This is a genomic window from Bacillus sp. FSL M7-0307, from assembly GCF_038627835.1.
Classification (GTDB): Bacteria; Bacillota; Bacilli; order Bacillales; family Bacillaceae; genus Bacillus; species Bacillus altitudinis.
Map to the genome: position 1 here is coordinate 1,858,619 of NZ_CP152023.1, position 12,912 is coordinate 1,871,530.

Consider the following 12,912-nt stretch of genomic DNA (forward strand, 5'->3'; position numbering starts at 1 on the left):
GAAGAAAATTCGTATTTAAAGGCAGAGTGAAATGAATGGGAACCTTGTTTAATGAAATTTTAACCTGGCTGACAAGCCTTGGTTACGCAGGTGTTGCACTTGGACTGATGATTGAAATTATCCCGAGTGAAATTGTACTTGCCTACGGCGGATATATGGTGTCAACAGGAAGCATAGGATTTGTTGGAGCCGTCATCGCTGGGGTTATTGGAGGAACACTTGCCCAGTGCTTTATTTACTGGATCGGCCTTTACGGCGGAAGACCTTTTTTAACAAAGTATGGGAAGTATTTATTCATCCATGAGCATCATATTGCCACGGCAGAACGCTGGTTTGACCGATATGGAACTGGTGTCGTATTTACAGCTCGTTTTATCCCAGTCGTGCGCCACGCGATCTCGATTCCAGCTGGTATTGCAAAGATGCCATTTCTCAAATTTGTTCTTTTGACCGGATTAGCCGCCATCCCTTGGTCCATCCTATTTATTTACCTTGGAATGCAGCTTGGGACAAAATGGGACCACATTCAAAGTGTCGCTCACACGTATACAACACCAATTATGGTCATTGCCATTGTTCTCATCGTACTGTATTTCGTTTTGAAAAAAATTCGCACAAATCGAAAACGGACAATCTAACAAAAACGCCTTTCACTCGTCATGTGAAAGGCGTTTTTTCTATGCGTGCGTCGATTGTTTTTTCATATATTGAGATAATTCCATAATCATTGCACCCATTCTTTCAAGTGATGGGGCTAGAATGCGGCTTATCCCCTCTTCTTTTAAAGCTTCAGCTGTGACTTTTCCAACAGCTACAGCTAATACATGCTGCTCGAATAGATGTTGCAGTTCTTCTTTTTTGCCCCATTCTTCTGCTAGTTTGAAAAAGGCATGAACCTGAACAGCGGTTGTAAAACAAACGGCATGGACCTTCCCTTCTTTCATTTCTTGAAGCAAAGTGTCTGCCGCCTCTGGTTCAGGGGGCGTGTGCTGATATGGCATGAGCTGCAAAACGTCTGCTCCCTTGTGATGTAAAAAATCAATGAGAGCTGGTGCATTTTCGCCGTGAAGCTGCACCATGACCCGTTTACCTTGAAGTTCTTTGTCTTCTAACTTTGAAATGAGGTCACGAACGGTTCCATCTTCATCAGAAACATCAGGCTGAATGCCGTGTTTTTTTAGAGCCGCGAACGTTTTGTATCCTCTTGAAGCGATATGGGCACTTGATAAAATGTTCATAAATGCTTCTCCAAGCTGCAGCTCTTCTGCACTTTCAATTAATGTGTCTGTGCCGATACCCGTTGTTAAAATGACCCAGTCAGCTCCCTTCTTTACAAAGGTTTCTATGCCTGGCTTCAATTCCTCTTTGGCTAAAAATACAGTGCCCTGAAGAGAACGAATAACAGCTTGTCCTCCTTGCTTTTCAACAAGTGTACGCATTTCTTCTGTTTTTCTTGTTCCACATATGGCAATGGTCTTTCCAGCTAAGCCTTTACTCATTCTCATCCCTCTTTTTCTATCACATGTATGATGTATTGTATTAAATATAGATTTATTTGGAAGACGTTGCAAGTGTCTACTAAAAAAGAGCTTGACGTTTCTATCGAATTCGAGTATCTTTTGTAAGTGCAAATTGTAGGAGGTCATTATGGAAAAACAGAATGTTCAAGCAATTCGATTATCAATCGCTGACCCAACACCACTTGGTTTGTTTGGTTTAGCAATGGTGACGCTTGTTGCGTCTTCACAAAAACTAGGAATCACAGATGGCACATCTCTTATTTTACCTTGGGCTATCTTCCTTGGAGGAATCGCGCAGCTGATCGCGTCCATACAAGATTCAAAGCATCATAATATTTTTGGAGCCACTGCCTTCGGCGCATTCGGTCTTTTTTGGATGGGTGTTGGAACCACTTGGCTCATTCAAGCTGGCGTTTTTGGGAAAACGCTTGCGGGAGCTGCGGATCCAAAACAACTAGGTTTTGCTTTTATTGGTTATTTGATTTTCAGCTTATTTATGACGATCGGTGCAATGGAAACACATAAAGTATTGTTTTTGATTTTCGTCTTTATTGATTTCTTATTCATTGGCCTGTCCCTAAGCTCGTTTGGTGTGATGTACGATGTGACTCATACGATGGCTGGTATTGCAGAATTGATTATTTCTCTTCTTTCATTTTATGGTTCTGCAGCTGTTGTGCTGAATACACATTTTGGTCGTACAGTACTGCCAGTTGGACAACCATTTCGAGTGTTTACTAAAGCATAAATAAAAAAGAACTGCTCTTGGCAGTTCTTTTTTTTATTCTTATTTTTCTTGTTCCTCTTGAAATATCTCTGCAATGATTTCATAAGAACGCATTCTTTCTTGATGGTCAAACATATCAGAATTAATCATGACTTCATCTGCTTGAGTCGCTTCAATAAAGGCTTCTAACTCTTTTTTCACCTTTTGTTTATCCCCGATCATCGTCGAACTTAATTGTTCGTCCACCATCGCCTTCTCATATGGACTCCATAACCCATCCATACTTTCAACAGGGGCTTTGAGTTTTCCTGGTGTATTACGAATAAGGCTCAAGAATCGCTGATAATGAGACGTCGCCAAATATTCAGCCCGCTCTGTTTGATCAGCAGCAAAAATCGTCACACCAACCATCGCATAAGGTTCTTTTAACACATCTGAAGGTTGAAATGACTGTCTGTATAATTCTAAAGCAGGAATGGTGTTTTTAGGTGAGAAATGTGCCGCAAAAGCAAATGGCAGCCCAAGTTCTCCTGCAAGTCTAGCGCTAAAACCACTTGAACCAAGAAGCCAAATTGGTATATCCAACCCTTCTCCTGGAACAGCTCTAACATGTTTTTTGACCTGACCAGTCGGTTTGAAATATTGCCGAAGTTCTTCAAGCTGCTCAGGGAAATTCTCCCCATGATGAAGATTACGTCTAAGTGCCCTTGCTGTTAACTGGTCTGTTCCGGGTGCCCTGCCTAGACCTAAATCAATTCTCCCTGGATACAAAGTCTCCAGTGTTCCAAATTGTTCTGCAATGACAAGTGAAGAGTGGTTGGGAAGCATAATCCCCCCAGAACCAACTCGGATCTTTTCGGTCCCTCCAGCAATATATCCAATCAAAACAGACGTTGCTGAACTCGCAACTCCTTCCATATTATGATGCTCTGCAAGCCAATATCGATGGTAGCCCCACTTCTCAGCTTTTTTTGCTAAATCCATACTATGTTCAAATGAATCTTTGATTGTGCCACCTTCTGTTACAGAGGATAAATTTAACACGGAATATGCTGTGTGTTGTAAAACTGATTGACTCATACATGATGCCCCATTTCTGTCAAAAATCATACTAGTTTCATCCTTTCCACACCATAACATAAAACGATTTAACTTTTAAATGATTTGATTCGATGAACTTCGAACTAAAAAATATCATTAAGCTCAATTCCGCTTTTAAAATTTCCACATAGAATAAAATATTAACTTTTAGGAGATGGGGAATTTGTATAATCAGTACGATAACAAATGTCCCTTTTGCGGAAAAAATCATGATTGGCAACCTCATTACAGAAAATCTCGTCACGATAGACCTACATTTGATGATTGCCCTCTTCTTAAACGAGAATGTAAAAAGAAAAAAGTTGTTAAACATCACAGCACTTGTGCTAAAGCAAAAGGACGAAAAAAAACAAATAATAAGATTGTAAAAAGAGGTTCTACTGGTGTTACTGGGCCTACCGGTGCTACAGGTGCGACCGGAGTTACTGGATCCACTGGAAATACCGGACCTACCGGTGCGACTGGTGTAACTGGTGATACCGGGCCTACCGGAGATACCGGACCTACTGGAGCCACTGGTGTAACTGGTGATACCGGACCTACCGGTGATACGGGTGCGACTGGAGATACCGGGCCTACCGGTGATACGGGTGCGACTGGTGATACCGGACCTACCGGTGCGACTGGTGTAACTGGTGATACCGGGCCTACCGGTGATACGGGTGCAACTGGAGATACCGGGCCTACCGGTGATACGGGTGCGACTGGAGATACCGGGCCTACCGGTGATACGGGTGCGACTGGTGCCACTGGTGTAACTGGAGCTACTGGGCCTACCGGTGCGACTGGTGTAACTGGTGATACCGGGCCTACTGGTGCTACTGGTGTAACTGGTGATACCGGACCTACCGGTGCGACTGGTGTAACTGGTGATACCGGGCCTACTGGTGCTACTGGTGTAACTGGTGATACCGGGCCTACTGGTGCCACCGGAGTTACTGGAGCTACTGGAGATACTGGTATAACTGGTGCGACTGGAGTTACTGGTGATACTGGTCCAACCGGTGCCACCGGAGTTACTGGATCCACTGGAGATACCGGACCTACTGGTCCAACCGGTGATACTGGAGCCACTGGTGTAACTGGTGATACCGGACCTACTGGTCCAACCGGTGATACTGGAGTAACTGGAGCTACTGGGCCTACCGGAGCCACTGGTGTAACTGGTGATACTGGGCCTACTGGTACCACTGGTGTAACTGGAGCTACTGGGCCTACTGGTGCCACTGGAGTAACTGGAGCTACTGGGCCTACCGGAGCCACTGGTGTAACTGGAGCTACTGGGCCTACTGGTGCCACTGGTGTAACTGGAGCTACTGGGCCTACTGGTGCCACTGGTGTAACTGGTGATACCGGACCTACCGGTGCGACTGGTGTAACTGGTGATACCGGACCTACCGGTGCGACTGGTGTAACTGGTGATACTGGACCTACCGGTGCGACTGGTGTAACTGGTGATACTGGACCTACCGGTGCGACTGGTGTAACTGGTGATACCGGGCCTACTGGTGCCACCGGAGTTACTGGAGCTACTGGAGATACCGGGCCTACCGGAGCCACTGGAGTAACTGGAGCTACTGGGCCTACCGGAGCCACTGGTGTAACTGGAGCTACTGGGCCTACTGGTGCCACTGGAGCTACTGGGCCTACCGGTGTAGGATTAACAGGAATTGAAGCGTTTGATCCGGTAGTAAGTCCTACTTACCCGGTAGGGCAAGTAGTGACCTTTAATGGCAGTACGTATGTAGTAAATACTGCACCACCGACAGGTACACCAGATACTTCCCCAGACTACACATTACTGGCTGCAGCAGGATCAACTGGAGATACTGGAGTAACTGGAGATACCGGACCTACCGGTGCGACTGGTGTAACTGGACCTACTGGTGATACTGGTGTAACTGGTGATACTGGACCTACTGGTGCGACTGGAGCCACTGGTGTAACTGGTGATACCGGGCCTACTGGTGCCACCGGAGTTACTGGAGCTACTGGAGATACGGGTGCGACTGGTGATACCGGACCTACCGGTGCGACTGGTGTAACTGGTGATACCGGACCTACCGGTGATACGGGTGCGACTGGAGATACCGGGCCTACCGGAGATACGGGTGCGACTGGTGATACCGGACCTACCGGTGCGACTGGTGTAACTGGTGATACTGGTCCAACCGGTGCGACTGGTGTAACTGGAGATACCGGGCCTACCGGTGCGACTGGTGTAACTGGAGATACCGGGCCTACCGGTGATACCGGACCTACTGGTCCAACCGGTGATACTGGAGTAACTGGAGCTACTGGCCCTACCGGAGCCACTGGTGTAACTGGAGCTACTGGGCCTACTGGTGCCACTGGAGTAACTGGAGCTACTGGGCCTACCGGAGCCACTGGTGTAACTGGAGATACTGGACCTACTGGTGCGACTGGATCCACTGGTGCTACTGGTGCCACCGGAGTTACTGGAGATACCGGGCCTACCGGAGATACGGGTGCGACTGGTAATACTGGTCCAACCGGTGCCACCGGAGTTACTGGATCCACTGGAGATACCGGACCTACTGGTCCAACCGGTGATACTGGATCCACTGGAGATACCGGACCTACTGGTCCAACCGGTGATACTGGAGCCACTGGTGTAACTGGTGATACCGGACCTACCGGTGATACGGGTGCGACTGGAGATACCGGGCCTACCGGAGATACGGGTGCGACTGGTGATACCGGACCTACCGGTGCGACTGGTGTAACTGGTGATACCGGGCCTACTGGTGCGACTGGTGTAACTGGTGATACCGGGCCTACTGGTGCGACTGGTGCCACTGGTGTAACTGGAGATACTGGGCCTACTGGTACCACTGGTGTAACTGGAGATACTGGGCCTACTGGTGCCACTGGAGTAACTGGAGATACTGGGCCTACCGGAGCCACTGGTGTAACTGGAGATACTGGACCTACTGGAGATACTGGAGCCACTGGTGCTACTGGAGATACCGGGCCTACTGGTGCCACCGGAGTTACTGGAGCTACTGGAGATACTGGGCCTACCGGTGCCACCGGAGTTACTGGATCCACTGGAGATACCGGACCTACTGGTCCAACCGGTGATACTGGAGCCACTGGTGTAACTGGTGATACCGGACCTACTGGAGCCACCGGAGTTACTGGAGCTACTGGAGATACCGGGCCTACCGGAGATACGGGTGCGACTGGTGATACCGGACCTACCGGTGCGACTGGTGTAACTGGTGATACCGGGCCTACTGGTGCGACTGGTGTAACTGGAGATACCGGGCCTACTGGTGCCACCGGAGTTACTGGAGCTACTGGAGATACCGGGCCTACTGGTGCCACCGGAGTTACTGGAGCTACTGGAGATACTGGTATAACTGGTGCGACTGGAGTTACTGGTGATACTGGTCCAACCGGTGCCACCGGAGTTACTGGATCCACTGGTGATACCGGACCTACTGGTCCAACCGGTGATACTGGAGCCACTGGTGTAACTGGTGATACCGGACCTACTGGTCCAACCGGTGATACTGGAGTAACTGGAGCTACTGGCCCTACCGGAGCCACTGGAGTAACTGGAGCTACTGGGCCTACCGGAGCCACTGGTGTAACTGGAGATACTGGGCCTACTGGTACCACTGGTGTAACTGGAGATACTGGGCCTACTGGTGCCACTGGAGTAACTGGAGATACTGGTCCAACCGGAGATACGGGTGCGACTGGTAATACTGGTCCAACCGGTGCCACCGGAGTTACTGGATCCACTGGAGATACCGGACCTACTGGTCCAACCGGTGATACTGGATCCACTGGAGATACCGGACCTACTGGTCCAACCGGTGATACTGGAGCCACTGGTGTAACTGGTGATACCGGACCTACCGGTGATACGGGTGCGACTGGAGATACCGGGCCTACCGGAGATACGGGTGCGACTGGTGATACCGGACCTACCGGTGCGACTGGTGTAACTGGTGATACTGGACCTACCGGTGCGACTGGTGTAACTGGTGATACCGGGCCTACTGGTGCCACCGGAGTTACTGGAGCTACTGGAGATACCGGGCCTACCGGAGCCACTGGAGTAACTGGAGCTACTGGGCCTACCGGAGCCACTGGTGTAACTGGAGCTACTGGGCCTACTGGTGCCACTGGAGCTACTGGGCCTACCGGTGTAGGATTAACAGGAATTGAAGCGTTTGATCCGGTAGTAAGTCCTACTTACCCGGTAGGGCAAGTAGTGACCTTTAATGGCAGTACGTATGTAGTAAATACTGCACCACCGACAGGTACACCAGATACTTCCCCAGACTACACATTACTGGCTGCAGCAGGATCAACTGGAGATACTGGAGTAACTGGAGATACCGGACCTACCGGTGCGACTGGTGTAACTGGACCTACTGGTGATACTGGTGTAACTGGTGATACTGGACCTACTGGTGCGACTGGAGCCACTGGTGTAACTGGTGATACCGGGCCTACTGGTGCCACCGGAGTTACTGGAGCTACTGGAGATACGGGTGCGACTGGTGATACCGGACCTACCGGTGCGACTGGTGTAACTGGTGATACCGGACCTACCGGTGATACGGGTGCGACTGGAGATACCGGGCCTACCGGAGATACGGGTGCGACTGGTGATACCGGACCTACCGGTGCGACTGGTGTAACTGGTGATACTGGTCCAACCGGTGCGACTGGTGTAACTGGAGATACCGGGCCTACCGGTGCGACTGGTGTAACTGGAGATACCGGGCCTACCGGTGATACCGGACCTACTGGTCCAACCGGTGATACTGGAGTAACTGGAGCTACTGGCCCTACCGGAGCCACTGGTGTAACTGGAGCTACTGGGCCTACTGGTGCCACTGGAGTAACTGGAGCTACTGGGCCTACCGGAGCCACTGGTGTAACTGGAGATACTGGACCTACTGGTGCGACTGGATCCACTGGTGCTACTGGTGCCACCGGAGTTACTGGAGATACCGGGCCTACCGGAGATACGGGTGCGACTGGTAATACTGGTCCAACCGGTGCCACCGGAGTTACTGGATCCACTGGAGATACCGGACCTACTGGTCCAACCGGTGATACTGGATCCACTGGAGATACCGGACCTACTGGTCCAACCGGTGATACTGGAGCCACTGGTGTAACTGGTGATACCGGACCTACCGGTGATACGGGTGCGACTGGAGATACCGGGCCTACCGGAGATACGGGTGCGACTGGTGATACCGGACCTACCGGTGCGACTGGTGTAACTGGTGATACCGGGCCTACTGGTGCGACTGGTGTAACTGGTGATACCGGGCCTACTGGTGCGACTGGTGCCACTGGTGTAACTGGAGATACTGGGCCTACTGGTACCACTGGTGTAACTGGAGATACTGGGCCTACTGGTGCCACTGGAGTAACTGGAGATACTGGGCCTACCGGAGCCACTGGTGTAACTGGAGATACTGGACCTACTGGAGATACTGGAGCCACTGGTGCTACTGGAGATACCGGGCCTACTGGTGCCACCGGAGTTACTGGAGCTACTGGAGATACTGGGCCTACCGGTGCCACCGGAGTTACTGGATCCACTGGAGATACCGGACCTACTGGTCCAACCGGTGATACTGGAGCCACTGGTGTAACTGGTGATACCGGACCTACTGGAGCCACCGGAGTTACTGGAGCTACTGGAGATACCGGGCCTACCGGAGATACGGGTGCGACTGGTGATACCGGACCTACCGGTGCGACTGGTGTAACTGGTGATACCGGGCCTACTGGTGCGACTGGTGTAACTGGAGATACCGGGCCTACTGGTGCCACCGGAGTTACTGGAGCTACTGGAGATACCGGGCCTACTGGTGCCACCGGAGTTACTGGAGCTACTGGAGATACTGGTATAACTGGTGCGACTGGAGTTACTGGTGATACTGGTCCAACCGGTGCCACCGGAGTTACTGGATCCACTGGTGATACCGGACCTACTGGTCCAACCGGTGATACTGGAGCCACTGGTGTAACTGGTGATACCGGACCTACTGGTCCAACCGGTGATACTGGAGTAACTGGAGCTACTGGCCCTACCGGAGCCACTGGAGTAACTGGAGCTACTGGGCCTACCGGAGCCACTGGTGTAACTGGAGATACTGGGCCTACTGGTACCACTGGTGTAACTGGAGATACTGGGCCTACTGGTGCCACTGGAGTAACTGGAGATACTGGTCCAACCGGAGATACGGGTGCGACTGGTAATACTGGTCCAACCGGTGCCACCGGAGTTACTGGATCCACTGGAGATACCGGACCTACTGGTCCAACCGGTGATACTGGATCCACTGGAGATACCGGACCTACTGGTCCAACCGGTGATACTGGAGCCACTGGTGTAACTGGTGATACCGGACCTACCGGTGATACGGGTGCGACTGGAGATACCGGGCCTACCGGAGATACGGGTGCGACTGGTGATACCGGACCTACCGGTGCGACTGGTGTAACTGGTGATACCGGGCCTACTGGTGCGACTGGTGTAACTGGTGATACCGGGCCTACTGGTGCGACTGGTGCCACTGGTGTAACTGGAGATACTGGGCCTACTGGTACCACTGGTGTAACTGGAGATACTGGGCCTACTGGTGCCACTGGAGTAACTGGAGATACTGGGCCTACCGGAGCCACTGGTGTAACTGGAGATACTGGACCTACTGGAGATACTGGAGCCACTGGTGCTACTGGAGATACCGGGCCTACTGGTGCCACCGGAGTTACTGGAGCTACTGGAGATACTGGGCCTACTGGTGCCACTGGAGTAACTGGAGATACTGGGCCTACCGGTGCCACCGGAGTTACTGGATCCACTGGAGATACCGGACCTACTGGTCCAACCGGTGATACTGGAGCCACTGGTGTAACTGGTGATACCGGACCTACTGGAGCCACCGGAGTTACTGGAGCTACTGGAGATACCGGGCCTACCGGAGATACGGGTGCGACTGGTGATACCGGACCTACCGGTGCGACTGGTGTAACTGGTGATACCGGGCCTACTGGTGCGACTGGTGTAACTGGAGATACCGGGCCTACTGGTGCCACCGGAGTTACTGGAGCTACTGGAGATACCGGGCCTACTGGTGCCACCGGAGTTACTGGAGCTACTGGAGATACTGGTATAACTGGTGCGACTGGAGTTACTGGTGATACTGGTCCAACCGGTGCCACCGGAGTTACTGGATCCACTGGAGATACCGGACCTACTGGTCCAACCGGTGATACTGGAGCCACTGGTGTAACTGGTGATACCGGACCTACTGGTCCAACCGGTGATACTGGAGTAACTGGAGCTACTGGCCCTACCGGAGCCACTGGAGTAACTGGAGATACTGGGCCTACTGGTGCCACTGGTGTAACTGGAGATACCGGGCCTACCGGTGTAGGATTAACAGGAATTGAAGCGTTTGATCCGGTAGTAAGTCCTACTTACCCGGTAGGGCAAGTAGTGACCTTTAATGGCAGTACGTATGTAGTAAATACTGCACCACCGACAGGTACACCAGATACTTCCCCAGACTACACATTACTGGCTGCAGCAGGATCAACTGGAGATACTGGAGTAACTGGAGATACCGGACCTACCGGTGCTACTGGTGTAACTGGTGATACCGGGCCTACCGGTGATACGGGTGCAACTGGTGTAACTGGAGATACCGGGCCTACTGGTGCCACTGGTGTAACTGGAGATACTGGTCCAACCGGTGCCACCGGAGTTACTGGATCCACTGGAGATACCGGACCTACTGGTCCAACCGGTGATACGGGTGCGACTGGAGCCACTGGTGCAACTGGAGCTACTGGAATCACTGGTGCCACTGGAGGCACCGGTCCAACTGGAGCTACTGGAATCACTGGTGCCACTGGAGACACCGGTCCAACTGGAGCTACTGGAATCACTGGTGCCACTGGAGGCACCGGTCCAACTGGAGCTACTGGAATCACTGGTGCCACCGGAGTTACTGGATCCACTGGAGATACCGGACCTACTGGTCCAACCGGTGATACGGGTGCGACTGGAGCCACTGGTGCAACTGGAGCTACTGGAATCACTGGTGCCACTGGAGGCACCGGTCCAACTGGAGCTACTGGAATCACTGGTGCCACTGGAGACACCGGTCCAACTGGAGCTACTGGAATCACTGGTGCCACTGGAGGCACCGGTCCAACTGGAGCTACTGGAATCACTGGTGCCACTGGAGGCACCGGTCCAACTGGAGCTACCGGAATCACTGGTGCCACTGGAGGCACCGGCCCAACTGGAGCTACTGGAATCACTGGTGCCACTGGAGGCACCGGCCCAACTGGAGCTACTGGAATCACTGGTGCCACTGGAGGCACCGGCCCAACTGGAGCTACTGGAATCACTGGTGCCACTGGAGGCACCGGCCCAACTGGAGCTACTGGAATCACTGGTGCAACTGGAGGCACCGGCCCAACTGGAGCTACTGGAATCACTGGTGCAACTGGAGCTAGCGGTCCAACTGATACGGCACTTTATGCTGGAAATACAACAGGTCCTACAATCATTACTATTGTTGGTGGTACGAACATTGCTTTACCAAGTAATCAAAATATTAATGGATTTACGCCGAATGGTTCAAATGATACATTCACAGTCCAGCAAACAGGTAAATACTATATCACATATCAAGTAAATACCACTGCTGCACTTTTAGTGAGCACAAGGCTATGGTTGAATGGATCAACTGCTATTCCAGGTTCAATTCAGTCGTCTGCCGTATCCACAACTTTTATGAGCAATACAGTTATTGTCAATTTAACAGCAGGAAATACAATTTCATTACAATTTTTCGGAGCGGTTGTAACAGCCATTCTAATAGGTGGTGGTGCAACCGGTGCATCACTTACCATCATCAGACTCAGCTAAGTGAAACGAAGATAAAAAAAGAAAGGCTCTGTCAGCCTTTCTTTTTTCTATCTTCAATTACGCTTATACAACGGTCAATATCATGAGATTGCAAGAGGTGAAAAATAGACTGTATGAACGAAAACTCTAAGTTCCACCATTCTAATAACTGAAGTTTTTCAATGATATCCGAAGAAAATCGATATTTCATGAGCCGTTGCGGGTTCCCTGCGACAATCGCATATGGTGGCACATCTTTTGTAATCAGACTATTTGCTCCAATGACTGCCCCGTTTCCTATATGTACCCCTGACATGATCGTTGCTCCATATCCAATCCAAACATCGTGCCCTATACACACATCTCCTTTTGATCGTGGATGTCCTTCAATGTGGGCAGCATCTGTGAAAATTTGATTGAAGGGATACGTCGTGACCCAATCTGTTCGGTGTTCACCACCAAGAAAAACTTTTACTTCGTTTGCGATGGAACAAAACTTCCCCACATTCAGCGTTGTCCCTTCTCCCCACGTCAAGACTTGAAAATCTGGTCCAGCATAAGTGAAGTCACCGATATCATACGAACTGAGCTCACTTCTTTGGTTTAAAAACATAGAAGATCAGACCCCCTACAAA

The 12,912-nt window shown here is 51.1% G+C and carries 6 protein-coding genes; 3 read left to right on the forward strand and 3 right to left on the reverse strand.

Going from position 1 to position 12,912, the window contains the following annotated elements; translation table 11 throughout:
• The first annotated feature begins 35 nt into the window (after window positions 1-35).
• Window positions 36-638, forward strand: a complete 603-nt coding sequence (locus tag MHI41_RS09405) for a DedA family protein (RefSeq protein ID WP_007499192.1) — start codon at window positions 36-38, stop codon at window positions 636-638.
• A 39-nt stretch (window positions 639-677) separates the two neighbouring features.
• Here MHI41_RS09405 and MHI41_RS09410 read toward each other — a convergent pair whose 3' ends face one another.
• Window positions 678-1,499 carry a uroporphyrinogen-III synthase gene (locus tag MHI41_RS09410; protein WP_024719426.1) on the reverse strand — a complete coding sequence of 274 codons (822 nt, stop codon included), beginning with the start codon at window positions 1,497-1,499 and terminating at the stop codon, window positions 678-680.
• 148 nt (window positions 1,500-1,647) lie between these two features.
• Between MHI41_RS09410 and MHI41_RS09415 the strand changes: the two genes are divergently transcribed.
• Window positions 1,648-2,268 carry a GPR1/FUN34/YaaH family transporter gene (locus MHI41_RS09415; RefSeq protein WP_007499188.1) on the forward strand — a complete coding sequence of 207 codons (621 nt, stop codon included), beginning with the start codon at window positions 1,648-1,650 and terminating at the stop codon, window positions 2,266-2,268.
• A 39-nt stretch (window positions 2,269-2,307) separates the two neighbouring features.
• Here the strand turns inward: MHI41_RS09415 and MHI41_RS09420 are convergent, their stop codons facing one another.
• Window positions 2,308-3,327, reverse strand: a complete 1,020-nt coding sequence (locus MHI41_RS09420; protein ID WP_342494754.1) for an LLM class flavin-dependent oxidoreductase — start codon at window positions 3,325-3,327, stop codon at window positions 2,308-2,310.
• Window positions 3,328-3,502: 175 nt separating this feature from the next.
• Here MHI41_RS09420 and MHI41_RS09425 point away from each other — a divergent pair, with 175 nt between their 5' ends.
• Window positions 3,503-12,298, forward strand: a complete 8,796-nt coding sequence (locus MHI41_RS09425; RefSeq protein WP_342494755.1) for a hypothetical protein — start codon at window positions 3,503-3,505, stop codon at window positions 12,296-12,298.
• A gap of 31 nt (window positions 12,299-12,329) precedes the next feature.
• Here the strand turns inward: MHI41_RS09425 and MHI41_RS09430 are convergent, their stop codons facing one another.
• Window positions 12,330-12,890 (reverse strand): CatB-related O-acetyltransferase, encoded by a 561-nt coding sequence (locus MHI41_RS09430; RefSeq protein ID WP_272511607.1) that lies wholly within the window; start codon window positions 12,888-12,890, stop codon window positions 12,330-12,332.
• Window positions 12,891-12,912: the final 22 nt, after the last annotated feature.

Bases quoted from the DNA above. Each gene is read 5' to 3' on its own strand.
- MHI41_RS09430 (WP_272511607.1), bottom strand. From the start codon at position 12,890: ATGTTTTTAAACCAAAGAAGTGAGCTCAGTTCGTATGATATCGGTGAC.
- MHI41_RS09410 (WP_024719426.1), bottom strand. From the start codon at position 1,499: ATGAGTAAAGGCTTAGCTGGAAAGACCATTGCCATATGTGGAACAAGA.
- MHI41_RS09425 (WP_342494755.1), top strand. From the start codon at position 3,503: ATGGGGAATTTGTATAATCAGTACGATAACAAATGTCCCTTTTGCGGA.
- MHI41_RS09405 (WP_007499192.1), top strand. From the start codon at position 36: ATGGGAACCTTGTTTAATGAAATTTTAACCTGGCTGACAAGCCTTGGT.
- MHI41_RS09415 (WP_007499188.1), top strand. From the start codon at position 1,648: ATGGAAAAACAGAATGTTCAAGCAATTCGATTATCAATCGCTGACCCA.
- MHI41_RS09420 (WP_342494754.1), bottom strand. From the start codon at position 3,327: ATGAGTCAATCAGTTTTACAACACACAGCATATTCCGTGTTAAATTTA.